A 25,011-nucleotide genomic window follows, 5' to 3' on the forward strand; every position below is an offset into this window, starting at 1 on the left:
AGGTTCGAGGCTTACCTGCGCACCAAAAAGATGTTAAAATTGACCAATATCAATTAAAGCCTGAGCAGACTTATGATCCCGGAAAAGCGAATTATACGACGCATTCAGTCTGGCGGTTGTGCAATCCATTGCCAGGATTGCAGCATTAGCCAGCTTTGCATCCCTTTCACTCTGAACGAGCATGAGCTTGATCAGCTTGATAATATCATCGAGCGGAAAAAGCCTATCCAGAAAGGCCAAACCTTGTTCAAAGCCGGTGATGAACTGAAATCGCTGTATGCCATTCGTTCTGGCACCATTAAAAGTTACACCATCACCGAACAGGGCGATGAGCAAATCACCGGTTTTCATCTGGCGGGCGACCTGGTTGGCTTTGACGCCATTGGTACCGGCCACCACCCGAGCTTTGCTCAGGCGCTGGAAACTTCAATGGTCTGCGAAATTCCGTTTGAAACGCTGGACGATCTTTCCGGCAAGATGCCGAATCTGCGTCAGCAGATGATGCGTCTGATGAGCGGTGAGATTAAAGGCGATCAGGATATGATTCTACTGCTTTCCAAAAAGAACGCAGAAGAGCGTCTGGCGGCCTTTATTTACAACCTGTCCCGCCGTTTTGCGCAGCGCGGTTTCTCCCCGCGCGAGTTCCGCCTCACCATGACTCGCGGCGATATCGGCAACTATCTTGGTCTGACGGTTGAAACCATCAGCCGCCTGCTGGGTCGTTTCCAGAAAAGCGGTATGCTGGCGGTTAAAGGTAAATATATCACTATCGAAAACAGCGACCTGCTGGCGCAGCTTGCTGGTCAGGCCCGTAACGTCGCCTGATAGCACTTCATTATCCGGCCAGATCGCGAATTTTTTTCTAATTTGTTGATCTGGCCAGGCTCCTCCCCTGTTTCATTTCATCCATATAGGTTATCTTTTTAATTACAAACTGTAGTTACAGTTGTAAGGAGACCCTGTATGGCGAAGTATCAGAACATGCTGGTAGTAATCGACCCCAATCAGGACGACCAGCCTGCATTGCGGCGCGCGGTGTATCTGCACCAAAGGATTGGTGGCCGCATCAAAGCCTTTTTGCCGATCTATGATTTTTCCTATGAAATGACCACTCTGCTCTCGCCCGATGAGCGCACGGCCATGCGCCAGGGCGTCATCGGACAGCGTACCGCCTGGATCCGCGAGCAGGCTAAATTTTACCTTGAATCCGGCGTGCCCATTGATATTAAAGTGGTGTGGCACAATCGTCCCTTCGAAGCCATTATCCAGGAAATCATCAGCGAAAAGCATGATTTAGTCCTGAAGATGGCACACCAGCACGACAAGCTGGAAGCGGTCATTTTCACGCCTACGGACTGGCACCTGCTGCGTAAGTGTCCCTGCCCGGTATGGATGGTCAAAGATCAGCCGTGGCCGGAAGGCGGTAAAGCGCTGGTGGCGGTTAATCTCGCCAGTGAAGAAAACTACCATAACGCCCTCAATGAGAAACTGGTACGCGAAACCATTGAGCTGGCGGAGCAGGTAAACCACACCGAGGTTCATCTGGTAGGCGCTTATCCGGTAACGCCCATCAATATCGCGATTGAGCTACCTGATTTTGACCCCAGCGTTTACAACGATGCCATTCGCGGTCAGCATCTGCTGGCGATGAAAGCCCTGCGGCAGAAATTCGGTATTGATGAAAACCGGACGCATGTCGAAAAAGGATTACCTGAAGAGGTCATTCCGGACCTGTCAGAGCATCTGCAGGCGGGGATCGTGGTGCTGGGGACTATCGGTCGTACCGGCCTGTCGGCGGCCTTCCTCGGCAATACCGCCGAGCAGGTTATCGATCACCTGCGCTGCGACCTGCTGGCGCTGAAGCCGGATGAGTATCAGACGCCGGTGGAGCTGGATGACGAAGAAGACGATTAGCGTCGCTCTCCCGCATCCGCTGTACAAAATCCCCTGCCCGTGCGGGGGATTTTTTTATTTTCAATTTAGTAAAAATAAAGGGCCATTCGGCCCTGCTGCAACGGTTTATCGTGACTAAAACGTTAGTGGATACCTAAACGCCAGGCGTGATCGATCTCTTCTCTAAGCTCCATGGAGGAGAGCGCCATTAAATCAGCGAACTCAAGTTCCAGCAGTTTCAGCTTTTTCAGATACTGCGCGGGGGTTAAAGCAGCGGGGTCACGGCGCAGAAATTCGATGGCCAGTTGCGTGGGGGTTAACTCGGTATCCATAATATCCTCTGTTTGGGTGAAAAACGTACGTATTATAACACCCTGAACTGATGATTTTATGAGCAAATGATGACTTCACTGGATATATAAAAAAGCCGTCTCAGAAGAGACGGCTTAAGAAGTAAAGGTTTTAAACAATCAACCTTATAAGGCTTTCAGAATAGCATCGACGCTGGCTTTAGCATCGCCAAACAGCATGTGGGTGTTCTCTTTGAAGAACAGCGGGTTCTGTACACCAGCATAACCGGTGTTCATCGAACGCTTGAATACGATGACGTTCTGCGCTTTCCACACTTCCAGTACCGGCATACCGGCGATCGGGCTGCCCGGATCGTCCTGTGCGGCCGGGTTAACGGTATCATTAGCGCCGATGACCAGTACGGTGTCGGTATCGGAGAAATCATCGTTGATCTCATCCATCTCCAGCACGATGTCATAAGGCACTTTCGCCTCCGCCAGCAGGACGTTCATATGGCCCGGCAGACGCCCGGCAACCGGGTGAATGCCGAAACGCACCTTGATGCCGCGCGCGCGCAGTCTCTCAGTGATTTCTGCGACCGGATACTGCGCCTGCGCAACCGCCATGCCGTAGCCCGGGGTGATGATGACCGACTGAGAGCTTTTCAGCATTTCAGCGGTTTCTTCAGCGCTGATTTCGCGATGCTCGCCAACTTCTTCATCGCCCGTGGAAGCCGTACCGTCGCTACCAAAACCACCGGCAATAACGCTGAAGAACGAACGGTTCATCGCCTTACACATGATGTAGGACAGAATCGCACCGGAAGAACCCACCAGCGCACCGGTCACGATCAACAGATCGTTGCTGAGCATAAAGCCCGCCGCCGCCGCCGCCCAACCTGAATAGGAGTTCAGCATTGATACCACGACCGGCATATCCGCGCCGCCGATTGAGGCCACCAGATGCCAGCCAAACGCCAGGGCAATAACGGTCATCACCAGCAGGCAAAGCACCTGCATACCGATGCTATCGGTACGAACAAACACGATCATCAGCAGGAAGGATACGACCAGCGCCGCCAGGTTCAGCTTGTGGCGGTTCGGCAGCATCAGCGGCTTAGAGGACATTTTGCCGCACAGTTTACCAAACGCCACCACGGAACCCGTGAAGGTGACCGCACCGATGAAGATGCCGAGGAACACTTCGGTCAGATGAATATTGACCAGAATCTGTTCCATACCGGTTTCATGCTGCAGGTAGCTGTTAAAGCCAACCAGCACCGCCGCCAGACCCACGAAGCTGTGCAGAATCGCCACCAGCTCCGGCATCTCGGTCATTTCAACTTTCTTCGCCAGACGAATACCGATAGCGCCGCCGATCACCATCGCCAGCAGGATCCACGCGACGTTGCTGCTATCCGGCCCCAGAATGGTCGCCACCAGCGCAATCGCCATCCCGGCAATACCGTAGTAGTTGCCCTGCTGGGAGGTCTCGTGTTTGGAAAGCCCCGCCAGGCTAAAAATAAACAGAATCGCGGCAACAATGTATGCAGCTGTAACTAATCCACCAGACATTTGTTACCCCTTATCCTTTGCGGAACATTTTCAGCATGCGCTGAGTGACGGTGAAACCACCAAAAATATTAATGCTGGCGATCAGCACCGCGATAAAGCTCAGGAAGCTAACCCAGCCACCGTGACCTATCTGTAACAATGCCCCTACCACGATAATGCCGGAAATAGCGTTAGTCACCGACATCAGCGGCGTATGCAGCGCATGGGATACGTTCCATACGACGTAGTAGCCCACCACGCAGGAGAGCGCAAAGACGGTAAAGTGGCCGAGGAACTCTTTCGGCGCCACGCTTGCCAGCCAGCCGAACAGAATAATCGCCAGCGCCATCAGCGCATATTTGCGCAGCGGCGAGCTCGGTTTCGCTTCTGCTTTTGGCGCTTCAACCTTTTTCGCTGCCGCCTGCGGCTGAGCAGAAACCTGAATGGGTGGAGCGGGCCAGGTGATTTCCCCTTCGCGAACCACGGTAACGCCGCGGATAACGACATCATCAAAATCGATAACGACATTGCCGTCTTTCTCTTTGCACAGCAGTTTAAGCAGGTTGACCAGGTTGGTGCCATACAGCTGCGAGGACTGCGTTGGCAGACGACCTGGCAGGTCGGTATAACCGATAATCTTCACGCCGTTTGAGGTGGTGACAACCTCACCCGGCACGGTGTATTCACAGTTGCCGCCGTTTTGCGCCGCCAGATCCACCACCACGCTGCCAGGCTTCATGGAGTCGACCATTTCGCGAGTAATCAGCTTCGGCGCCGGTTTACCCGGGATCAGAGCCGTGGTGACGATAATATCGACATCTTTAGCCTGCGCCGCGAACAGCGCCATCTCGGCTTTGATGAAGGCTTCAGACATGACTTTGGCATAGCCGTCGCCGCTGCCCGCTTCCTCTTTAAAGTCAAGCTCAAGGAACTCGGCGCCCATACTCTGCACCTGTTCTTTAACTTCCGGGCGGGTGTCGAACGCGCGGACGATCGCGCCGAGGCTGTTCGCCGCGCCGATGGCCGCCAGACCGGCAACCCCAGCCCCAATAACCATCACCTTCGCCGGTGGAACTTTACCTGCCGCGGTGATCTGGCCGGTAAAGAAGCGGCCGAATTCGTGTGCGGCCTCAACGATCGCGCGATAGCCGGCGATGTTAGCCATCGAACTTAACGCATCCAGCGACTGGGCGCGCGAAATACGAGGCACCGAATCCATCGCCATCACGTTAATGTTACGTGCCGCCAGCTTTTCCATCAGCTGCGGATTTTGCGCCGGCCAGATAAAACTGATCAGGGTCGTGCCCGGGTTAAGCAGCTGGATTTCATCGTCATCGGGCGCGTTGACTTTCAGAATGACATCAGACTGCCATACGTCATTACCGCTAACGATCTCCGCTCCAGCCTCAACGAAGGCTTCGTCGTCGAAACTGGCCAGCTTACCCGCACCGCTCTCTACCGCGACGCTGAACCCGAGTTTCAGCAGCTGCTCCACCGTCTTCGGCGTGGCAGCAGCCCGGGTTTCCAGGGCTAGTCTCTCTTTTGGTACACCAATACGCATAGTTTTCCCTTCCATCGGTTTTTGATGATGGTTTACTTTTCTTACAAACAATCGTCGTGCAGGCGGATGAACACGCCTCCAACATGTGTCTGAAAAAATAAAACAGTAACAAACTTTTTATAACCTACTGAAAATACCGATTGTGATCTACAGCAATAAAACAGAAATTTTGATTTTATTGGTAAAATGCACGGCCAACCGCGTCAGGCAGCAATATTTACCTGATTTTTCTGCCAGCGCCTGATAATCCGCTTGGCTGATAGGTTAATTCACCATTTATCGCCGTCCGGATCATTAAATTAACATTACGTTAACTTATGAAAGTGATATCGATTATCGATTTTGCTGGTCAAGCGGCTGTTTTTTCAACATATCGAAAAATGCTATATTTCCGTAGTATACGATTAGGGCGACAACTGAAAATTGACGCAGACAGTCACTCACGATAAATGCAATAATCAAACGTTTTCAGTCAACAACAATACCAGTACATGGTTTGCGCAAGGCAAAGGATTATTTTTATGAAGCTTAAGAACTCACTCCTCGCGTCTGCTCTTCTGGCTACCACCGCGTTGTCTGCCCATGCAGCTAAAGAGCTGACTCCGGAGCAGGCGGCAGCGCTGAAGCCCTACGATCGCGTGGTGGTCACCGGGCGTTTTAACGCCATTGGCGACGCGGTGCAGGCAGTTTCCCGTAAAGCAGACAAAGAAGGCGCGGCTTCCTTTTATGTTGTCGACACGTCTGATTTTGGCAGCGGCGGCAACTTGCGCGTAACGGCCGACTTTTATAAAGAAAACGCCCCGCAGGCAGACGCGCCGAAAAATCGTATTATCAACGGCATAATGGAATTACCGAAAGACCAGGCCGTTGAGCTGGAACCTTTCGATACCGTCACCGTCCAGGGTTTCTTCCGCAGCCAGCCGGAAGTTAACGACGCCATCACTAAAGCGGCAAGGACCAAGGGCGCAGCCTCTTTCTTTATCGTGCGCCAGGTTGATGCCAACCAGGGCGGCAACCAGCGAATCACCGCCTATATCTACAAAGCGGATGCCAAAAAACGCGTTCTGCAAAGCCCTGACGCTATACCTGCTGATTCAGAAGCCGGTCGCGCGGCGCTGGCTGAAGGCGGAGAAGCGGCCAAAAAAGTTGAAATTCCAGGGGTTGCGACCACTGCCGCTGTTGGATCCGGTACTGGCGTAGGTCGATTCTTCGAAACGCAATCGTCTAAAGGCGGACGTTACACTGTCACTCTTCCGGACGGCACAAAAGTTGAGGAAGTGAATAAAATCACCGCCGCGCAGATGGTTCCTTACGACAGCATCAAGTTTACCGGTAACTACGGTAACATGACGGAAATCTCCTACCAGACGGCTAAGCGCGCCGCTAAAAAAGGCGCGAAGTACTATCACATTACCCGTCAGTGGCAAGAGCGCGGTGGCAACATCACTATCAGCGCGGATCTGTATAAATAACAGCCTTTAAGCTGAACAAAAAGGCGGCGATTTGCCGCCTTTTTTCTTTTTTTCATTTCCGCCATTGCATGCCTACAAAACACTCCGTAAAATCCCGCGCCTTAGCGCAATCTTCCATTTTTATGCGATTTCGCAAAATAAATATTCTTTGTTTGCTCATTGTCACCTCGGGAATGCAATGGAAAAGAAATTGGGGCTTAGCGCCCTGACCGCGCTGGTACTCAGCTCAATGCTGGGTGCCGGTGTATTCAGTCTGCCGCAAAACATGGCCGCCGTCGCCAGCCCTTCCGCACTGCTTATCGGCTGGGGCATCACCGGCGTAGGGATCCTGTTCCTCGCCTTTGCCATGCTGCTGCTCACCCGTATTCGTCCGGAGCTCGACGGCGGTATTTTTACCTACGCCCGGGAAGGCTTCGGCGAGCTGATTGGTTTCTGCTCGGCCTGGGGCTACTGGCTGTGCGCGGTTATCGCCAATGTCTCCTATCTGGTGATCGTGTTCTCGGCGCTGAGTTTCTTTACCGATACCCCTGAGCTGCGCCTGTTTGGCGACGGTAACACCTGGCAATCCATCGTTGGCGCATCCGTGCTGTTGTGGATTGTGCACTTTCTGGTTTTGCGCGGCGTACAAACGGCGGCGGGTATCAACCTTGCAGCGACGCTTGCGAAGCTGCTGCCGCTTGGCGCGTTCGTCGCACTGGCCGCCGTTGCGTTTCGCATGGAGACATTCCGCCTGGATTTCAGCGGCCTGGCGCTGGGCGTGCCGGTATGGGAGCAGGTGAAAAACACCATGCTGATCACCCTATGGGTATTTATCGGCGTCGAGGGGGCGGTCGTTGTTTCCGCCCGCGCGCGCCATAAACGGGACGTAGGGCGCGCGACGCTGCTGGCGGTACTCTCTGCGCTGGCGGTCTATCTGCTGGTGACGCTGCTCTCTTTAGGCGTCGTCCCGCGAAGCGAACTGGCGGAAATACGAAACCCGTCAATGGCCGGGCTGATGGTCAAAATGATGGGTTCCTGGGGCGAAATCGTTATCGCCGCCGGGCTGATTATCTCCGTTTGCGGCGCATACCTGAGCTGGACGATTATGGCGGCCGAAGTACCTTATCTGGCCGCGACGCACAAAGCATTCCCCCGTCTGTTCGCGCGAACAAATAAAAACAATGCCCCTTCGTCTTCTCTATGGCTCACCAATATCAGCGTGCAGGCTTCACTGGTGCTGATCTGGCTTACCGGCTCAGATTACAACACGCTGCTGACCATCGCCTCGGAGATGATTCTGGTCCCGTACTTCCTGGTCGGCGCATTTCTGTTGAAAATTGCCCGGAAGCCGCTGCACAAGGCGGTAGGTGTCGGAGCCTGCATTTATGGCTTATGGTTATTATATGCTTCCGGCCCTGTGCATTTATTATTGTCAGTGATACTTTACGCTCCAGGTCTGCTGGTTTTTCTGTATGCCCGTCGTACACACCAGCACGACCGCCCGCTCAAACGCCGTGATCTGGCATTAATTGGTTTTTTGCTGGTTGCCGCCGTACCGGCAACGTGGATGTTGGTAGGGTAAGCGGTTGCCCTACCGCTGAACTCAAAGGAGATACCCATGGCTGACATCCAGCCTCATCCGATCCTGATTACCGGCGGGGGCCGTCGTATCGGACTCGCCCTGGCCCGCCATTTTCTGGCGCAGCGGCAGCCCGTTATCATCAGCTACCGCACCTGGTATCCCTCCATCGACGCGTTGCGAGAAGCGGGCGCCGTCTGCCTGCATGCGGATTTCAGTACGGACGACAGCATTCTGGCATTTGCCGAAGAGGTTAAAACGCAAGCCGGCAATGGCCTGCGCGCAATCATCCATAACGCCAGCGGCTGGATGGCGGAAAAGCCGGGTATTCCGTTAACCACCGTACTTGCCAGCATGATGCAAATTCACGTCAACGCCCCCTACCTGCTCAACCATGCGCTGGAAAGCCTGCTGCGCGGCCACGGCCACGCCGCCAGCGACATTATCCATATTACCGACTACGTGGTTGAGCGCGGCAGCGATAAGCATATTGCCTACGCCGCCAGTAAGGCGGCACTGGATAATATGAGCCGATCGTTTGCCCGCAAGCTGGCGCCGGAAATTAAGGTCAACGCCATTGCCCCATCGCTGATCATATTTAATGAAGGCGATGACGCAGAGTACCGCAGGCAGGCGCTCGATAAATCGCTGATGAAAATCGCCCCAGGTGAAAAAGAGATTATTGAGCTGATTGAATATCTGTTCAGCAGTCACTACGTGACCGGTCGCTCATTTGCCGTCGATGGCGGCCGCCACCTGCGTTAATGGAAACGACTCCAGCCAATAATCAGCAGCCACGCGCATAAGCTCCAGCACACCACTGCGCCTGCCAGGGCAAACGGCAGGCGCATGATTCCGGTGAAATACCATAGCGAAAGCAAATAGATAAAGTACGGTATGATCGACCACATACCGAAGACGATGGTAGTCCGCAGCGCTTCGATACCCCGTTCGCTGGCAACGATGTAGTGCGCAATCAGCGCGAAGGTGGGAAAGAGCGGAATTAATCCGGCGATATAGTAATTTTTCGTTTTGGACAGCACGCCAATCAGGACAACTACCAGCGCCCCAAGCAGCGCTTTTATCAACAGCCCCATTCCTTTTGCCTTAACATTTGAACAACCAGAGCCCGCAGCATAGCGGAACAGCCGATATTTATAAATGCGTAAAAATGGCAAACTGGCATAGCCGCAACGACAGATTTTCCACACCTCCTGAGACTGCTCTCCCTGCAAGGAGCGCCGGTTAGTTTTTGCTATGAGAATATCCTGCCAGGCCAACGCAACGCGCTGTTTCAGGCCCGGCTAACGGCTCCTCGAACCCTGCTTTTTTTTCACAACCGGAAGAGACGCGCATTGGTTATTTTCCGGTTATACGTATAACTTACGATTTATCGCACTTTTGCACAAAAATCAGTTCAATATATTTACTCTGCAAACAAGAACAGCAAATTTATAAATAAAACCCGCCATGGATATAAGCTATTAATCAGCATTTAAAAAATAGTTTATTTATATTTTATAAAAAATATGACTATTGAATCTGGAGAAATGATACAAATCAATACCTGGATCGTTCTTGAGAATACTGATTATTGATTTAGACACATTATTGCCTTTTTTAATTATTTTTATATTATTTCCCTGAGTAGCACAAAAATAAAAAGGCATAGAACTTTCTTAGGAAAAAAGTACAATAAGGCGTTATTTTTTGATTGAAATCAATATAAAACCGATTTCATCCGAAAGCATACTTTGCCAGTAATTAAATGCATGCCAGTGAATATGATCGTAATTATCTGATTTCGCGATCTTTCGATCTAAACCAATTGTTAATTTCAGTGTTTTATTCTGTTAATTAATGCCAATGCAGTTCATTAGTTCATTGCCAGTGTGTTTTTCGAATCATTAACTTGTTGCTATTATCATTAGCAGTGTTAGGTACTCATACCTTCGTAAGCATCGATATTATTCTGTATAAGAAAAAGCTAAAGGAAATTTAATGTTCAAGCCTGCCTTCCCCTCACCCTCAAATCATCCGAACCTGGTCGAAAAATATTTATCAGTTGTCGCATGTGCATAAATTTATGGAGAGCATCAAGCATGGAGTGGAATATCGAAAATAGTCTTGTATGTCCTGTAACAGGAACCGGATTTTCCGTTGCGTCTAGTGCGAGAAATCTGAAATTAATCATCTGGTATAATGGTGATTATTTTTTGAACATCGGCTCGGTTATTAACATCTCACAACGTGAAACTCTGCTTAACGGTGAGCCTGGAGAGCTGCAGATCATTCATGCCTTCCCCTACACGGAGAGTTTATGGTCAATGCTTGCCAGGTATATTCAATGTCCGGGTAATCAGAATCCAATGTTGGCGATCTGCAATCGAAGAAATATCTGCAAATTCGCCTTATGCCCGTATGGCGCGAGGCACAAGAGTCTTGAATAAGTGCTCTCTGATTTGCGCTTTATACTCGGTCGCCCGTTTCTCTGCGGGCAGAGTCTGTTCCGGCGGATCTGGCCCACATCATATTGTTCCTGTGCCCGTAGCGCGCAACGCTCCTGAGCATATCTGAATCCAATGTCGGTTTATGCAAAACACCGGTCTTCTCCCCGCCTCTCCATCGCGCAAATGGATGGCGAATTTACTGGCTAACTCATAGCTCATATTAATGCCCGAATGGTTTACAATGCCAACAGCGTATACATTGGCTCCTGCCCTCATGCGCGGTATAAGCCACGATCCTGATCAGGCGTTTCAAACGGTTATAGATGGGTGCAAGCATACACGATATGAATAAAATTGTTTTCGTTGAGGATGATGCGGAGGTCGGTGCTCTGATTGCGGCCTATCTTGGTAAACACGATATGGACGTTGTCGTCGAACCGCGCGGCGATCGGGCTGAGGAAGTTATTGCACGCGAGAAACCCGATCTGGTGCTGCTGGATATCATGTTACCGGGTAAAGATGGTATGACGCTGTGTCGGGATTTACGCGGTCAGTGGCAGGGTCCTATCGTGCTGCTGACCTCCCTGGACAGCGACATGAACCATATTCTGTCCCTTGAAATGGGCGCCAGCGACTATATCCTGAAAACGACGCCGCCTGCGGTACTGTTAGCTCGTTTGCGTTTGCATCTGCGCCAGCATAATGCGGTTCCTGGCAGCGCTACCCCCTCCTCACTCACACCGCATAAAGCGATAACCTTTGGCTCCCTGAGCATCGATCCGGTTAATCGGCAGGTAATGCTTAGCGGTGAAAGCATTGCGCTGTCCACGGCGGATTTCGACCTGCTCTGGGAGTTAGCAACCCATGCCGGTCAGATTATGGATCGGGATGCTTTATTAAAAAATCTGCGCGGCGTCAGCTACGATGGTATGGATCGCAGCGTCGATGTTGCCATTTCCCGCCTGCGCAAGAAGCTTCTCGATAACGCAACAGAACCTTACCGTATTAAGACGGTACGTAACAAAGGCTATCTGTTTGCCCCGCACGCCTGGGACAATTAATTAATCACTCTGTCGTTGAAAAAATCGCCAGCGCGGGTTTAACCAGCAAAATAAACGCAACCTCCTGTTAAAGATAATCTTTGTAAAAACAGGAGGTGACTAAATAAAAGTCAGCTGATCTTAAATACGAGTGGTCAGTTTCTCCTGCTTTACTCGCTAATTCATTGTTGCTAAAAGCTAAAACTCCTGCCTTTATCCAGGATCCTTTAACCACTCTGACTTCATGGGTATTAAAGGGCATATTAATATCCGCACAATTAGTAGACTTGATAGTCTACTAATTATATGTAGACTTGCCAGTCTGTTTAATAAGCTGGTGAAAAATCAAATGCTAACCCAAAAGTCTCTTTTTATAACTCTATGTTTATCCCGTGTTTTTCTGACTTTTTTCTTCTGGATGGCAGGTCTGTTTGGTATTTTTAATTTTAATGTCATCGTTGACGAAATGATGGCCGTTGGTCTGCCATGGCCTGTTTTATTCGCTATCGGGACAATCTTATGCCAGCTCACAGGATCGGCTGTAGTCATATTCAACTTTGCAGGGTCAGGATGGATTGGATCGATAATGCTGATTGTGTTTACATTACTCACTATTCCGCTGGGGCATCCCTTCTGGGCATTTAGCGAGCCGGAACGTACAAAAGAATTCCACATCGTTCTTGAGCATATTACCGTGGTTGGAGGATTAATGATGAGCGCTATTCTTTCGGGCTATAAACGATGAAGGATAATATCCGGCGGAAGGGTCGGCCTAAAGATCCGCTCAAAGAGCAGGCGATACTACAGGCCGCCCGTAAATTATTTCTCGAAAAAGGTCTGGAGGTCACAACCGAAGAGATTGCCCGCGTCGCCGGGGTAGCAAAAGCAACGCTCTACTCCAATTTTGCTGATAAGGAGCTGCTTATTGAGGCGGTTTTGCGTCAGGAATCGGATTTAACAATCAGCGATCGTGATTTTTCTGAACGTCACCGGCTGCCGCTGACTGAAGTTCTGACGGCCTTTGGCAATCGATTTGTCCGTTTCATCAACCAGCGCGAGCTAACCGGCTGGGATCGATTGATTGCATCCGCCTCAATTCGTCATCCGGATTTACCGCGACGATTTTATGCTGCCGGCCCGGGCAGGGCCCAGCAAATGCTGGAAGCGATCATTACTGAAGCTATCGCCGCAGGGGCTTTAAAGCCATGCGATCCCCGTGAAGCCGCAGACGATCTGGCCGGTCTCTGGTTAGGGATGACAAGTATTGAGATAAAACTCGGGGCGAGGCAGACATTAACCGATCGGGAAATTGAACGCCGGGTAACGCACGCAATAGAGGTGTTTATGTGCTCATACTCGGCTGGACGAAACGGTACGTCAGGCCAAAGCTGACAGGAAAATCGCCACGCCAGCACAGAGACAGGACGCCAGTCATCGGGTCTGTTTGTTGCACAAAGCAGACTTGATGAAACAGCCCCCCGACGACGGGCAAATGTGGCGCTCAAAGATACTCACCACCAATACCCCATTAACTTTATATTATTTCACGGGTACTTTTGCGACACGCTCCGTTACGCACGCCTTGCGGCCTGCCCGCTCCCGACGCTAAAAATATAAGCGCCTGACGTAGTTGTTAGCGGGAGCAAACCCTGCTTTCATAGCAACCTGAACAAGGTATTAAAGGTAGTTATGATTGATCTCGTTCTTTCTACCCGGATACAGACGCTCTATGGGTCCCGTTATCCTTTGCACCAGAAGATTGACGATGACAACACCAACTTTTTTACCCCTGCGCGATAACGCAGCGTAGATAACTTATTGTCGTTTCGGTGGTGTATATGAAAAAGCTGTTTGTCCAGTTCTACCTGCTGCTGTTCGTCTGTTTTCTGGTCATGACTATGATGGTGGGTCTGGTATACAAATTCACCGCCGAACGCGCAGGGCGTCAGTCTCTGGACGATTTAATGAAAAGTTCGCTTTATCTGATGCGCAGCGAACTGCGGGAGATCCCGCCGCGCGACTGGAGTAAGACGCTCAAAGAGCTGGACCTTAACCTTTCTTTCGATCTGCATATCGAACCGATCGGTAAATTCAAACTCTCAGAAAACTCGATGCAGCATCTGCGTGCCGGGGATATTGTCGCTCTCGACGATCAGTACACCTTTATCCAGCGGATCCCGCGCAGCCACTACGTCCTTTCCGTCGGCCCGGTGCCGTATCTCTATTTTTTGCATGAGATGCGCCTGCTCGATCTGGCGCTGATGGCGTTTATCGCCATCTCGCTGGCCTTCCCGGTATTTATCTGGATGCGTCCGCACTGGCAGGACATGCTGCGTATTGAGACCGCCGCCCAGCGTTTCGGCGACGGACATCTTACCGAACGCATTCATTTCGACAGCACGTCCAGCTTTGAGCGGCTGGGGATAGCGTTTAATCAGATGGCCGATAATATCAACGCGCTTATCGCCAGCAAAAAACAGCTGATTGACGGTATCGCCCATGAGCTGCGTACACCGCTGGTTCGCCTGCGCTATCGGCTGGAAATGAGCGAGAATCTTACCGAAGCTGAAACACAGGCGTTAAATCGCGATATCAGCCAGCTGGAAGCGCTGATTGAAGAGCTGCTGACCTACGCGCGACTTGACCGCCCGCAGAATGAACTTAAGCTGACGACGCCCAATTTTCCGGCGTGGATCAGCGACCATGTGGAAGATATCCAGGCGGTGAATCCTCAGCGCGAGGTAGCGCCAGGTGAAGTCGTAACCGGTAATTACGGCGCGCTCGATATGCGCTTAATGGAGCGCGTGCTGGATAATCTGGTGAATAACGCTCTGCGCTACAGTAACCAGCGCATTCAGATAGGCCTGACGCTGCAGGGCTCACGCGCGACGCTGCGGGTTGAAGACGATGGCCCGGGAATTGCCCCTGACGAACGCGAACGCATTTTCGAGCCTTTCGTCCGCCTCGATCCCAGCCGCGATCGCGCCACCGGCGGCTGCGGTCTTGGCCTGGCTATCGTCCACAGCATCGCTCAGGCGATGGCCGGAGAAGTCCATTGCGAAGAGAGTTCACTGGGCGGTGCCTGTTTTTGTTTTAGCTGGCCTGTTTATCATCAGCTGCCGAGTTTTACCTCGTCCTGATGAGCTCTTGCGCAGATGTTGAGGTCTGCGTATAGTTTAAAAAACCATAAGTATGTTGTAACTAAGGCGGAGAAATATGGCCAGCTATGACCTCGTTGAACGTCTGAACGACACCTTTCGCCAGCTCGAGCATGAACTGCAAGAGCTGAAACGCGCCCTGAGCCAATGCCGTCTGCTGGCCGCTCGGGTATTTGAGCTGCCGCCGGTCAATAAGGATGCCGAACATCAGCCGCTGGACAGCATTAATGTGGTGCAGCATACCGGCAAAACCGCGCTGGAAATGGCGCTGAAGCACTACAGTCATCTGTTTATCCAGCAGCAGTCGGAGACCCGTAGCAGTAAAGCCGCCGTGCGTTTACCGGGCGCAATTTGTTTGCAGGCCGACGCTAAAGAGCAAACTGCATTATCAGGCAAAATTGCCCATATTAATGCCCTCAAAGCGACCTTTGAGAAGATTATTACCGTCGATTCCGGCCTGCCTGCCGCCGCGCGGTTTGAGTGGGTTCATCGCCATCTGCCTGGACTGATTACTCTTAGCGCCTATCGCACGCTGACGCCGCTGTTTGACCCGAGCACCATCCGCTTCGGCTGGGCCAATAAGCATGTGATAAAAAATCTTACCCGCGACCAGGTGCTGATGCAGCTGGAAAAAAGCCTTCAGTCGCCGCGCGCGGTTCCGCCATGGACGCGCGAACAGTGGCAGAGCAAGCTGGAGCGAGAGTATCAGGATATTGCCGCCCTGCCGCAGCGGGCAAAGCTGAAGATTAAGCGGCCGGTAAAAGTGCAGCCTATTGCCAGGGTCTGGTACAGCGGGGAGCAGAAACAGGTGCAGTACGCCTGCCCGGGACCGATGATTGCGCTGATATCCGGTACGAAAGGCGTTAGCGTACCGGATATCGGCGAGTTGCTGAACTATGACGCCGAAAACGTACAGTATCGATATAAACCACAGGCGCAGTCGCTCAGGCTTCTGATCCCGCGGCTGCACCTTTGGCTGGCTAGCGAGTAGCCATACTGCCCACCATCTCTTCCGGGCGTACCCAGCTGTCAAACTCGGCTTCCGTCAGGTAGCCGAGAGCCAGCGCGGACGCCTTCAGGGTTAGCCCCTCTTTATGCGCCTTTTTGGCAATTTCCGCCGCTTTGTCATAGCCAATATGGGTATTCAGCGCGGTGACCAGCATCAGCGACTCATTGAGCAGCTGGCTGATGCGTTCACGATTCGGTTCAATCCCCACCGCGCAGTGCTCGTTAAAGCTCTCCATTCCGTCAGCCAGCAGCCGCACCGACTGCAGGAAATTGTGGATCACCATCGGACGATAGACGTTAAGCTCAAAGTTACCCGACGCGCCGCCGATATTTATCGCCACATCGTTACCCATGATCTGACAGCACAGCATGGTCAGGGCTTCGCACTGGGTCGGATTGACCTTACCGGGCATAATCGACGAACCGGGTTCGTTTTCCGGGATCGCGATTTCGCCTATCCCGCAGCGCGGTCCGGAAGCCAGCCAGCGCACATCGTTGGCGATTTTCATTAACGAAGCGGCCAGTCCTTTTAGCGCCCCGTGCGCGTGTACCAGAGCATCAACGGTGGCCAGCGCTTCAAACTTATTCGGCGCGGTAACAAACGGCTGGCCGCTAAGGGCCGCCAGCTCGGCGGCGACGCGCACCGCGTATTCCGGATGCGTGTTCAGCCCGGTGCCCACCGCCGTGCCGCCCAGCGCCAGCTCCGCCAGATGCGGCAGGCTATGGTCAATATGTTTGAGATTATGCTCAAGCATTGCCACCCAGCCGGAGATCTCCTGGCCGAGCGTCAGCGGCGTTGCGTCCTGCAGGTGGGTGCGGCCGATTTTAACGATATCCCTGAAGGCAGCGGACTTATCATTAAGGGTCTTTTTCAGTACCTCAAGCTGTGGAATCAGCTTTTCCCGCAGGGCAATAACCGCAGCTACGTGCATCGCCGTCGGGAAAACGTCGTTAGAGCTCTGGCTCTTGTTGACATCATCGTTAGGATGAACCTTACGTTCCATCCCGCGTACCCCGCCCAGCAGTTCACTGGAGCGGTTCGCCAGCACCTCGTTCATATTCATATTACTTTGCGTGCCGGAGCCGGTTTGCCAGATAGCCAGCGGAAACTCGTGCGGATGTTTACCGGCCAGCACTTCATCCGCAGCCTGGATAATCGCCTGCGCTTTCTCGGCGGTCAGCAGGCCGAGATCGTTATTCACCTGCGCCGCCGCACGCTTGGTCAGCGCCAGCGCGTGGATGAGTTCAACCGGCATTTTTTCCGTCGAGATGCGGAAGTGTTCCAGCGAGCGCTGGGTTTGCGCGCCCCATAGCTTGTCAGCAGGCACATCGATTGCGCCCATAGAGTCTTTTTCACTGCGATGCGTTGTCATTACTGTCTCCCCTAGATTCAAAGTGCGTAACAGCGACAAAGCTCACCTGCTTAAAAGCGTTAAGTATTGGCCAGATTGATAAGTTGTTTTAGTCGATCGTGCCGCTAAGGGGCAAAAAAAACCGCCCCGGAGGGCGGCTGATGTTATTTCACGCAGCGGGCGCATTGTGAGCTTTGGATTTGTTGGAAGAAATCGTTGCCTTTGTCATCCACGAGGATAAACGCCGGGAAGTCCTCTACTTCAATTTTCCAGATAGCCTCCATCCCCAGTTCCGGGTACGCCACGCACTCCAGGCTACGGATGCTTTGCTGCGCCAGTACCGCCGCCGGGCCACCGATGCTGCCGAGATAGAAACCGCCGTGCTTATGGCAGGCGTCGGTCACCTGCTGGCTGCGGTTGCCTTTGGCTAACATGATTTTACTCGCCCCGTGCGCCTGCAGCAGGTCAACGTAGGAGTCCATACGACCCGCGGTAGTTGGGCCGAGAGAACCGGAAGCGTAGCCGTCAGGCGTTTTTGCCGGACCCGCGTAGTAGATCGGGTGATCTTTGACGTACTGCGGCAATTCTTCACCGCTATCAATTAGCTCTTTCAGCTTCGCGTGGGCGATATCGCGCGCCACGATAATTGTGCCGCTCAGCGACAGGCGGGTCGACACCGGGTACTGCGACAGCAGCGCCAGAATATCGCTCATCGGCTGGTTGAGATTGACCTTGACCGCCTCGCCCTCACCGGCCTGGCGCAGATGCTCGGGAATATACTTGCCCGGGTTGCTCTCCAGTTTCTCCAGCCAGATCCCTTCGCGGTTGATCTTCGCTTTGATATTACGATCCGCCGAGCAGGAGACGCCCATGCCCACCGGGCACGATGCGCCGTGGCGCGGCAGACGAACAACGCGGATATCATGAGCGAAGTATTTGCCGCCGAACTGCGCGCCGAGGCCGAGATTTTGCGCCTCCAGCAGCAGCTCCTGTTCGAGCTGAATATCGCGGAAGGCCTGACCGTGCTCGTTACCTTCGGTCGGCAGACCGTCGTAGTACTTGGTTGAGGCCAGCTTAACGGTTTTCAGGGTTGATTCCGCCGAAGTGCCGCCAATGACGAAAGCAATATGGTACGGCGGGCAGGCGGCGGTACCCAGGGTGCGCATCTTCTCGACGAGATAGTTTTTCAGCTTCGCCGGAGTAATTAGCGCTTTGGTTTCCTGGTACAGATAGGTTTTATTCGCCGAGCCGCCGCCCTTGGCGATGCAGAGGAATTTGTACTCCTCGCCGTCGGTGGCGTAGAGGTCAATTTGCGCTGGCAGGTTAGTGCCGGTATTGACCTCTTTATACATATCCAGCGGCGCGTTTTGCGAATAGCGCAGGTTATCCTGGATATAAGTGTTATAAACGCCCTGCGCCAGCGCGGCCTCATCGCCGCCGCCGGTCCACACGCGCTGGCCTTTTTTACCGGTGATAATCGCGGTACCGGTATCCTGACAGGTCGGCAGCACGCCTTTGGCGGCGATGTCGGAGTTACGCAGGAACTGCAGCGCGACGTATTTGTCGTTTTCGCTGGCTTCCGGATCGTTGAGGATATCGGCGACCTGCTGCTGGTGCGCCGGGCGAAGCATAAAGGAGGCGTCGTGGAAAGCGTGTTGTGCCAGTAAAGTTAGCGCCTGAGGTTCAACTTTCAGAACTTCCTGGCCGGCGAATTCGGCGACGGAGACGTAATCACTGCTGAGGAGGTAATACTCGGTATCATCCTTTTTTAGTGGAAAAGGATCCTGATATACAAACGGTTTATTCGACATTGTGCTCTCACTTACTGCTTAGCTGATTATATTTCAGGCAGACACTCCATTTGCCCGTGGAAAAGCGAGTCGATCGATTTTACACAATTTTTTAACAAAAACTGAGACAAGGACGACTTTTTCTTCGCGCCGGTTGCTTATCGGTCGATTGCTGGTTTAATAGTGCCATTACTATCAAGTGGAAACAGGGATTGAGAATGCAAAAGCTCATTAACTCAGTGCAGAACTACGCCTGGGGAAGTCATACTGCTTTAACCGAACTTTATGGGATTGCCAACCCGAACAACCTGCCGATGGCGGAGCTGTGGATGGGCGCCCATCCGAAGAGCAGCTCGCAGATTCTGGATAATGACGGAGCGCCGCGTTCTCTGCGCGACGCTATTGACAGCGATAAAACCAACCTGCTTGGCGCGAAAGTTGCCGAGCGTTTCGGTGAACTGCCGTTCCTGTTCAAAGTGCTGTGCGCCGCGCAGCCGCTGTCTATCCAGGTTCACCCGAACAAGCAGGCTTCAGAAATCGGTTTTGCCAAAGAGAATGCTGCCGGGATCCCGCTTGATGCCGCTGAACGTAACTATAAAGATCCGAACCACAAGCCGGAGCTGGTGTTCGCGCTAACGCCGTTCCTCGCGATGAACGCCTTCCGCGAGTTCACCGATATCGTCAACCTGCTGCGGCCGGTCGCCGATGCCCATCCGGCGATTGCGCAATTTCTCGCACAGCCGAACGGCGCGCATCTGAGCCAGCTGTTTGCCAGCCTGCTGAATATGAAGGGCGATGAAAAAGCGCATGCCTTAAGCGTTCTGCAGTCGGCGCTGAACAGCGAGCAGGGCGAACCGTGGCAGACAATCCGCCTGATAGCCGAGTTCTATCCGGACGATAGCGGACTCTTTTCTCCGCTGCTGCTTAATGTGGTAAAACTGAATCCGGGCGAAGCGATGTTCCTGTTTGCCGAAACCCCGCACGCTTATCTGCAAGGGGTGGCGCTGGAAGTCATGGCCAACTCGGACAACGTTCTTCGCGCGGGCCTGACGCCGAAGTACATTGATATTCCTGAGCTGGTGGCGAACGTCAAATTTGAACCAAAACCCGCGGGTGAACTGCTGACCCAGCCGGTGATTAACGGCGCCGAGCTGGACTTCCCGATCCCGGTTGATGATTTTGCCTTCTCCCTGCACGATCTGTCAGCGCAGGCATCAACTATCGCCCAGGATAGCGCGGCGATTCTGTTCTGCGTCGAGGGCGAAGCGGTGATTAACAAAGGTGCGCAGAGTCTGACACTGCAGCCCGGAGAATCAGCGTTTATCGGCTGTAATGAATCTCCGGTACAGGTAAGCGGTAAAGGTCGTATCGCGCGCGTTTTTAATAAGGCCCAGTAACTTACTGAACTTTTTAGCGACAGTTGCTAGACTTTCACCCATCATGACAACACAACCAGGCGGCCCAATCCGCCTGGTTTCATTTATGGACAAATGCTATGAAAAAATCGCTGGTCGCAGCAGGAGTTATCATCGCGCTGGGCGTCGTCTGGACAGGCGGCGCCTGGTACACAGGGAAGCAGCTGGAAAGCCGCATTGCCGATATGGTGCAGCAGGCGAATGCTCAGCTGCAAAGCAGCGCGCCGCAGGCTGGCGTGGAGCTGACGTATCAGGACTATCAGCGTGGTCTGTTTAGCAGCCATTTGCAGCTGGTGGTGAAACCCATCGCCGGTAAAGCGCCCCGCTGGCTTGCCGCCGGACAATCTTTGGTCTTTGATGAAGTTGTCGATCACGGCCCTTTCCCGCTGGCGTCGCTGAAATCCTTTAACCTCGCCCCCGCCATGGCGTCCGTCAAAACCATCCTGGTCAATAATGATGCCAGTAAGGCGCTATTCGAAATAGCGAAAGGCGAAGCGCCATTTACTATTGATACCCGTATCGCTTATAGCGGCGATAATCAGTCCGCTATTGTGCTCAATCCGCTTGATTACGCTAAAGGCGATGAGAAAGTAACCTTCAGCGGCGGTCAGTTTCAGCTCAACGCCGATCGCGAGGGGAAAACCCTGAGCCTGACCGGCGAAGCGGGTAGCGGGCAGGTTAACGCGGTCAACCAGTATAATCAGAAAGTTCAGCTCACCTTTGATAACCTGAAAACCGATGGTTCAACCGAAATGGCCAGCTTCAACGAGCGAATCGGCAAACAGGCTATCTCGCTGGAGAAAATGTCGATTGGCGTTGAAGGTAAAGAGCTGGCGCTGTTTGAAGGAATGAAAATCGATGGTAATTCTGCGCTGACCGCCGACGGTAAAGGCATTAATAGCCAGCTGGACTACACCGTCAACAGCGTGAAACTGCAAAATCAGGATATCGGCAGCGGCCGACTAACGCTGAAGCTGGATAATATTGATGGCGAAGCCTTCCATCAGTTCAGTCAAAAATACAATGCCGAAGCGCAGGCGCTGATGGCCGATCCGCAGCTGGCGCAAAACCCCGAGCTCTATCAGCAGGCGCTGACGCAAACCTTCTTCAGCTCGCTGCCAGTGATGCTGAAAGGCAGCCCGTCCCTGACCATCTCGCCGCTGAGCTGGCGCAATGCGAAAGGCGAAACCACCTTTAATCTGTCGATTCTGCTGAAAGATCCGTCGCTGACCACTACCCCGCCGCAAACCCTGGCGGATGAGGTCGATCGCAGCGTCAAATCTCTCGACGGCAAGCTGGTGATCCCGGTTGATATGGCGACGGCGTTTATGACCCAGATCGCCGCGCTTGAAGGCTACCAGCCCGAAGACGCCGCTAAGCTGGCGGATCAGCAGGTGAAAGGGCTGGCGGCAATGGGGCAAATGTTCCGTATTACCACCATGGAAGAAAACGCCATTACCTCCAGCCTGCAGTATGCTGACGGCCAGGTAACGCTGAACGGGCAGAAAATGCCGCTGGACGAGTTTGCCGGTATGTTCGGTTTAGCGCTTCCGGACGTCGCTGAACCCGCAGCGCCGCAGGAAACTCTGCCGCAAGAAACCACGCCGCAGGAGGTGGTTCCGCCAGCCGCTCCGCAGCAGTAAACGATAATAGCCCCTGCCAGGGGGCTATTTTCGGGTAATCAGCCGGGGAGAAATTATCTGGTTTCTCGCCGCGCCCTGGCCCTCTTCCATCCGGCGTAAAATGCAGTCCGCCAGGCTTTGCCCCATCTCCCGGGCCGGTGTCGTCACCCAGGTCAAAGGCAGATCGTCCAGCGCATCTTCAGGTAATTCAGCAAACGCCGCCAGCGCTACCCGCTGCTCAAAGTAGCTTTCCACGCCATCTTCCCCGCTCTGCCGCCCGGCGCGCATCAGGCCAAACCAGGCGCCGGTGGCAATCACGCTGTTGTAGCACAGAACGGCGCTAATCGTTGGGTTTTGCCGCAGCAGAGCGGTCATTGCCTCTGCCGCCTGTTTCTGGCTCGACTCGCACTCCAGCACCCATTCGCTATGGAACGGCAGGCCATATTTCAGCAAGGTGGCGCAGTAGCCGCCGACCCGTTCAGCGCGCGTGAGGGACGAGCTCTGCCCTCCCAGCCAGGCGATGCGCTGATGGCCGCGGCGGATAAGGTGTTCGGTGACAATCTGCGCCGCCTGCATATTATCCGGACGGATCAGGTCGACATCGTCGAGATAGCTGGCGCGGGAAGCAAAAACCAGCGGCATTCCGGCCTGCGCAGCGCGATCGCGCAGCTCTGCTCCCTGGTCGATCGCTCCGGCAATCACCACGCCATCGACCCCTTGCGCAATCAGGGTATCAAAACGCTGGAGCATTTTTTCACCGCTGTGTCCCCCCTGGGTCAGGAATACCATTCTGCCCTGCGACTCCAGCGCATCGGTCAATCCGGCGGTCATTTCCGCGTAGAATGGCTTCGATAAGTCGCTGACAATCAGACCAATGACCCCGCTCTGACCGCCGCGCAGAGACGCCGCCTGGCGGTTACGCACAAAGCCCAGTTGCTCGATTGCGTGATTGACTCTCTCGCCGGTTGCCGACGAAATGCGCCCTTTGCCGCTCAGCACCAGCGATACCGTGCTGACCGAAACTCCCGCCGCCTGCGCGACATCATTAATGGTTATTTTTTTCGCGATAGCCATAACTGCAGGCCGACTCCCTTTGGCTTTCGATAAAACGATTTATCAAGGTGCCCTATTTATAAACCTTATTATCGCCCGAATATGTGATTTTTATCGCACTAAAATTTGATAAAACGTTTTATCTTTCCGTGGCGTTACATCCTACCGATAACTTAAAGAACCAGGATTCGTGTTATGACGGCGAAAACAGCAACCAAAATTACCTTGTGGGAGTTTTTCCAGCAGTTAGGGAAAACCTTCATGTTACCTGTAGCGTTACTCTCCTTTTGTGGGATCATGCTGGGAATCGGCAGTTCTCTAAGCAGCCATGATGTCCTTACTCTCCTGCCCTGGCTGGACGTGCCGCTGCTGCAGGCCGTTTTCGTCTGGATGGGCAAAGTCGGCTCCTTTGCCTTCAGCTTCCTGCCGGTGATGTTTTGTATCGCCATCCCGTTAGGGCTGGCGCGTGAAAATAAAGGCGTCGCCGCGTTTGCCGGTTTCGTGGGTTACGCGGTAATGAATCTGGCGGTCAATTTCTGGCTGACGGCAAAAGGTATTTTGCCAACCACCGATGCCGCGGTCCTCAAAGCGAATAACATTCAGAACGTTATCGGCATTCAATCCATCGACACCGGGATCCTCGGCGCAGTGATCGCCGGGATTGTTGTCTGGATGCTACATGAGCGTTTTCACAATATCCGTCTACCTGATGCGCTGGCGTTTTTTGGCGGCACCCGTTTTGTACCGATCATCACGACTGTGGTTCTCGGCCTGGTCGGCCTGGTTATCCCGCTGATATGGCCAGTTTTCGCTATGGGTATTAATGCCCTCGGTCATGTCATTAATAGCGCAGGGGATTTCGGACCGATGATTTTCGGCACCGGAGAGCGCCTGCTGCTGCCTTTCGGCCTGCACCATATTCTGGTTGCGCTGATCCGCTTTACCGAAGCGGGCGGTACCATGGACGTTTGCGGTCATAGCGTCAGCGGCGCGCTGACTATTTTCCAGGCCCAGCTTAGCTGCCCGACCACCCACGGCTTCTCTGAAAGCGCGACCCGTTTCCTTTCGCAGGGCAAAATGCCGGCGTTTCTCGGCGGCCTGCCGGGTGCGGCGCTGGCGATGTATCACTGTGCCCGTCCGGAAAATCGCCATAAAATTAAAGGGCTGTTGATTTCCGGCGTTATCGCCTGCGTGGTCGGCGGCACCACGGAGCCGCTGGAATTCCTGTTCCTGTTCGTCGCGCCGGTGCTGTACGTTATCCACGCTTTACTGACCGGTCTGGGCTTCACCGTGATGGCTATCCTCGGGGTGACCATCGGCAACACCGACGGTAACGTTATCGACTTTGTGGTATTCGGTATTCTGCACGGCCTGTCCACCAAGTGGTACATGGTGCCGGTAGTCGCGGCAATCTGGTTTGCGGTTTACTACGCTATTTTCCGTTTCGCAATTACGCGCTTTAACCTGAAAACCCCGGGACGCGATATTGAAACCAATACCGCATTTGAGAAAGCCGTCACCGGCGTTACCGGAAAATCGGGTTATAACGTTCCGGCGATTCTGGCGGCACTCGGCGGTGCGGAAAATATCGTTTCGCTCGATAACTGCATTACCCGCCTGCGCCTGTCGGTTAACGACATGAGCAAAGTCGATAGCGCCGCGCTGAAAGCCAACCGCGCCATCGGCGTGGTTCAGCTCAACCAGCACAACCTGCAGGTGGTGATTGGCCCGCAGGTACAGTCGGTGAAAGATGAAATGGCCGTACTGATGAATACCGTTGAGGCATAAGCTCCGC

At 53.3% G+C, this 25,011-nt stretch carries 21 protein-coding genes; 14 read left to right on the plus strand and 7 right to left on the minus strand.

The features are described 5' to 3' along the window. The first annotated feature begins 72 nt into the window (after positions 1–72). Together fnr and uspE are read left to right on the plus strand one after the other, a co-directional pair. Entirely contained in the window at positions 73–825 is a 753-nt protein-coding gene (fnr, locus tag GJ746_RS13915) for a fumarate/nitrate reduction transcriptional regulator Fnr (RefSeq protein ID WP_004102577.1), read from the plus strand. A 138-nt stretch (positions 826–963) separates the two neighbouring features. Further along, positions 964–1,914 carry a universal stress protein UspE gene (uspE, locus tag GJ746_RS13920; protein ID WP_154680744.1) on the plus strand — a complete coding sequence of 317 codons (951 nt, stop codon included), beginning with the start codon at positions 964–966 and terminating at the stop codon, positions 1,912–1,914. Positions 1,915–2,036: 122 nt separating this feature from the next. On the opposite strand, the gene GJ746_RS13925 is transcribed toward uspE, so the two are convergent. From GJ746_RS13925 to pntA, 3 genes are all read right to left on the minus strand, one after another. Further along, a complete protein-coding gene (locus tag GJ746_RS13925) occupies positions 2,037–2,225 on the minus strand; it encodes a YdiH family protein (protein ID WP_154680745.1) in 189 nt (62 codons plus the stop codon). Between the two features lie 144 nt (positions 2,226–2,369). Next, positions 2,370–3,758, minus strand: coding sequence for a Re/Si-specific NAD(P)(+) transhydrogenase subunit beta (pntB, locus tag GJ746_RS13930; protein WP_154680746.1), 1,389 nt, complete (start codon positions 3,756–3,758; stop codon positions 2,370–2,372). Positions 3,759–3,768: 10 nt separating this feature from the next. Continuing rightward, a complete protein-coding gene (pntA, locus tag GJ746_RS13935) occupies positions 3,769–5,298 on the minus strand; it encodes a Re/Si-specific NAD(P)(+) transhydrogenase subunit alpha (protein ID WP_154680747.1) in 1,530 nt (509 codons plus the stop codon). 521 nt (positions 5,299–5,819) lie between these two features. Here pntA and ydgH point away from each other — a divergent pair. The 3 genes from ydgH to folM all read left to right on the plus strand — a co-directional run bounded on the left by ydgH (position 5,820) and on the right by folM (position 9,093). Beyond that, positions 5,820–6,770, plus strand: a complete 951-nt coding sequence (gene ydgH, locus GJ746_RS13940) for a DUF1471 family protein YdgH (RefSeq protein ID WP_154680748.1) — start codon at positions 5,820–5,822, stop codon at positions 6,768–6,770. A 178-nt stretch (positions 6,771–6,948) separates the two neighbouring features. Further along, positions 6,949–8,331, plus strand: a complete 1,383-nt coding sequence (locus GJ746_RS13945) for an amino acid permease (RefSeq protein ID WP_154680749.1) — start codon at positions 6,949–6,951, stop codon at positions 8,329–8,331. 36 nt (positions 8,332–8,367) lie between these two features. After that, positions 8,368–9,093, plus strand: a complete 726-nt coding sequence (gene folM, locus GJ746_RS13950; RefSeq protein WP_154680750.1) for a dihydromonapterin reductase — start codon at positions 8,368–8,370, stop codon at positions 9,091–9,093. Here folM and GJ746_RS13955 read toward each other — a convergent pair. Continuing rightward, positions 9,090–9,425 (minus strand): GlpM family protein, encoded by a 336-nt coding sequence (locus tag GJ746_RS13955; RefSeq protein WP_004102593.1) that lies wholly within the window; start codon positions 9,423–9,425, stop codon positions 9,090–9,092. The two genes, folM and GJ746_RS13955, sit on opposite strands and share 4 nt — an antisense overlap. 1,005 nt (positions 9,426–10,430) lie before the next feature. Between GJ746_RS13955 and iraM the strand changes: the two genes are divergently transcribed. The 6 genes from iraM (at position 10,431) to tus (ending at position 15,967) form a co-directional block, all read left to right on the plus strand. Further along, the gene (iraM, locus tag GJ746_RS25415; RefSeq protein WP_227852672.1) at positions 10,431–10,778 is read left to right on the plus strand and encodes an anti-adapter protein IraM; all 348 of its coding nucleotides are present in this window, start codon (positions 10,431–10,433) and stop codon (positions 10,776–10,778) included. A gap of 344 nt (positions 10,779–11,122) precedes the next feature. Next, positions 11,123–11,839, plus strand: a complete 717-nt coding sequence (gene rstA / locus GJ746_RS13960) for a two-component system response regulator RstA (protein WP_154680751.1) — start codon at positions 11,123–11,125, stop codon at positions 11,837–11,839. A gap of 328 nt (positions 11,840–12,167) precedes the next feature. Continuing rightward, the gene (locus tag GJ746_RS13965; RefSeq protein WP_154680752.1) at positions 12,168–12,563 is read left to right on the plus strand and encodes a DoxX family protein; all 396 of its coding nucleotides are present in this window, start codon (positions 12,168–12,170) and stop codon (positions 12,561–12,563) included. Next, the gene (locus GJ746_RS13970) at positions 12,560–13,210 is read left to right on the plus strand and encodes a TetR/AcrR family transcriptional regulator (RefSeq protein WP_154680753.1); all 651 of its coding nucleotides are present in this window, start codon (positions 12,560–12,562) and stop codon (positions 13,208–13,210) included. The genes GJ746_RS13965 and GJ746_RS13970 overlap by 4 nt, the downstream gene beginning before the upstream one ends. Before the next feature lie 446 nt (positions 13,211–13,656). After that, a complete protein-coding gene (rstB, locus tag GJ746_RS13975; RefSeq protein ID WP_154680754.1) occupies positions 13,657–14,958 on the plus strand; it encodes a two-component system sensor histidine kinase RstB in 1,302 nt (433 codons plus the stop codon). Positions 14,959–15,034: 76 nt separating this feature from the next. Beyond that, positions 15,035–15,967 carry a DNA replication terminus site-binding protein gene (gene tus, locus GJ746_RS13980; RefSeq protein WP_154680755.1) on the plus strand — a complete coding sequence of 311 codons (933 nt, stop codon included), beginning with the start codon at positions 15,035–15,037 and terminating at the stop codon, positions 15,965–15,967. Here the strand turns inward: tus and fumC are convergent. Continuing rightward, entirely contained in the window at positions 15,957–17,357 is a 1,401-nt protein-coding gene (gene fumC, locus GJ746_RS13985; RefSeq protein WP_154680756.1) for a class II fumarate hydratase, read from the minus strand. The two genes, tus and fumC, sit on opposite strands and share 11 nt — an antisense overlap. A 143-nt stretch (positions 17,358–17,500) precedes the next feature. Continuing rightward, positions 17,501–19,147: a class I fumarate hydratase FumA gene (fumA, locus tag GJ746_RS13990; protein WP_154680757.1), complete on the minus strand. Its 1,647-nt coding sequence runs from the start codon at positions 19,145–19,147 to the stop codon at positions 17,501–17,503. Positions 19,148–19,344: 197 nt separating this feature from the next. On the opposite strand from fumA, the gene manA reads away from it, so the two are divergent. Further along, positions 19,345–20,523 carry a mannose-6-phosphate isomerase gene (gene manA / locus GJ746_RS13995; RefSeq protein WP_154680758.1) on the plus strand — a complete coding sequence of 393 codons (1,179 nt, stop codon included), beginning with the start codon at positions 19,345–19,347 and terminating at the stop codon, positions 20,521–20,523. Between the two features lie 98 nt (positions 20,524–20,621). Continuing rightward, positions 20,622–22,184, plus strand: a complete 1,563-nt coding sequence (locus GJ746_RS14000) for a YdgA family protein (RefSeq protein ID WP_154680759.1) — start codon at positions 20,622–20,624, stop codon at positions 22,182–22,184. Between the two features lie 24 nt (positions 22,185–22,208). Here the strand turns inward: GJ746_RS14000 and GJ746_RS14005 are convergent, their stop codons facing one another. Next, positions 22,209–23,237, minus strand: coding sequence for a Mal regulon transcriptional regulator MalI (locus GJ746_RS14005; RefSeq protein WP_154680760.1), 1,029 nt, complete (start codon positions 23,235–23,237; stop codon positions 22,209–22,211). Between the two features lie 174 nt (positions 23,238–23,411). Here GJ746_RS14005 and malX point away from each other — a divergent pair, with 174 nt between their 5' ends. After that, entirely contained in the window at positions 23,412–25,004 is a 1,593-nt protein-coding gene (gene malX, locus GJ746_RS14010; protein WP_154680761.1) for a maltose/glucose-specific PTS transporter subunit IIBC, read from the plus strand. Positions 25,005–25,011 lie beyond the last annotated feature (7 nt).

It is taken from the genome of Klebsiella oxytoca, from assembly GCF_009707385.1.
GTDB lineage: Bacteria > Pseudomonadota > Gammaproteobacteria > Enterobacterales > Enterobacteriaceae > Klebsiella > Klebsiella oxytoca_C.

What these genes read in the sequence shown, in the direction of transcription:
- fnr (WP_004102577.1), top strand. Translation starts at nt 73, where the DNA reads ATGATCCCGGAAAAGCGAATTATACGACGCATTCAGTCTGGCGGTTGT.
- uspE (WP_154680744.1), top strand. Translation starts at nt 964, where the DNA reads ATGGCGAAGTATCAGAACATGCTGGTAGTAATCGACCCCAATCAGGAC.
- GJ746_RS13925 (WP_154680745.1), bottom strand. Translation starts at nt 2,225, where the DNA reads ATGGATACCGAGTTAACCCCCACGCAACTGGCCATCGAATTTCTGCGC.
- pntB (WP_154680746.1), bottom strand. Translation starts at nt 3,758, where the DNA reads ATGTCTGGTGGATTAGTTACAGCTGCATACATTGTTGCCGCGATTCTG.
- pntA (WP_154680747.1), bottom strand. Translation starts at nt 5,298, where the DNA reads ATGCGTATTGGTGTACCAAAAGAGAGACTAGCCCTGGAAACCCGGGCT.
- ydgH (WP_154680748.1), top strand. Translation starts at nt 5,820, where the DNA reads ATGAAGCTTAAGAACTCACTCCTCGCGTCTGCTCTTCTGGCTACCACC.
- GJ746_RS13945 (WP_154680749.1), top strand. Translation starts at nt 6,949, where the DNA reads ATGGAAAAGAAATTGGGGCTTAGCGCCCTGACCGCGCTGGTACTCAGC.
- folM (WP_154680750.1), top strand. Translation starts at nt 8,368, where the DNA reads ATGGCTGACATCCAGCCTCATCCGATCCTGATTACCGGCGGGGGCCGT.
- GJ746_RS13955 (WP_004102593.1), bottom strand. Translation starts at nt 9,425, where the DNA reads ATGGGGCTGTTGATAAAAGCGCTGCTTGGGGCGCTGGTAGTTGTCCTG.
- iraM (WP_227852672.1), top strand. Translation starts at nt 10,431, where the DNA reads ATGGAGTGGAATATCGAAAATAGTCTTGTATGTCCTGTAACAGGAACC.
- rstA (WP_154680751.1), top strand. Translation starts at nt 11,123, where the DNA reads ATGAATAAAATTGTTTTCGTTGAGGATGATGCGGAGGTCGGTGCTCTG.
- GJ746_RS13965 (WP_154680752.1), top strand. Translation starts at nt 12,168, where the DNA reads ATGCTAACCCAAAAGTCTCTTTTTATAACTCTATGTTTATCCCGTGTT.
- GJ746_RS13970 (WP_154680753.1), top strand. Translation starts at nt 12,560, where the DNA reads ATGAAGGATAATATCCGGCGGAAGGGTCGGCCTAAAGATCCGCTCAAA.
- rstB (WP_154680754.1), top strand. Translation starts at nt 13,657, where the DNA reads ATGAAAAAGCTGTTTGTCCAGTTCTACCTGCTGCTGTTCGTCTGTTTT.
- tus (WP_154680755.1), top strand. Translation starts at nt 15,035, where the DNA reads ATGGCCAGCTATGACCTCGTTGAACGTCTGAACGACACCTTTCGCCAG.
- fumC (WP_154680756.1), bottom strand. Translation starts at nt 17,357, where the DNA reads ATGACAACGCATCGCAGTGAAAAAGACTCTATGGGCGCAATCGATGTG.
- fumA (WP_154680757.1), bottom strand. Translation starts at nt 19,147, where the DNA reads ATGTCGAATAAACCGTTTGTATATCAGGATCCTTTTCCACTAAAAAAG.
- manA (WP_154680758.1), top strand. Translation starts at nt 19,345, where the DNA reads ATGCAAAAGCTCATTAACTCAGTGCAGAACTACGCCTGGGGAAGTCAT.
- GJ746_RS14000 (WP_154680759.1), top strand. Translation starts at nt 20,622, where the DNA reads ATGAAAAAATCGCTGGTCGCAGCAGGAGTTATCATCGCGCTGGGCGTC.
- GJ746_RS14005 (WP_154680760.1), bottom strand. Translation starts at nt 23,237, where the DNA reads ATGGCTATCGCGAAAAAAATAACCATTAATGATGTCGCGCAGGCGGCG.
- malX (WP_154680761.1), top strand. Translation starts at nt 23,412, where the DNA reads ATGACGGCGAAAACAGCAACCAAAATTACCTTGTGGGAGTTTTTCCAG.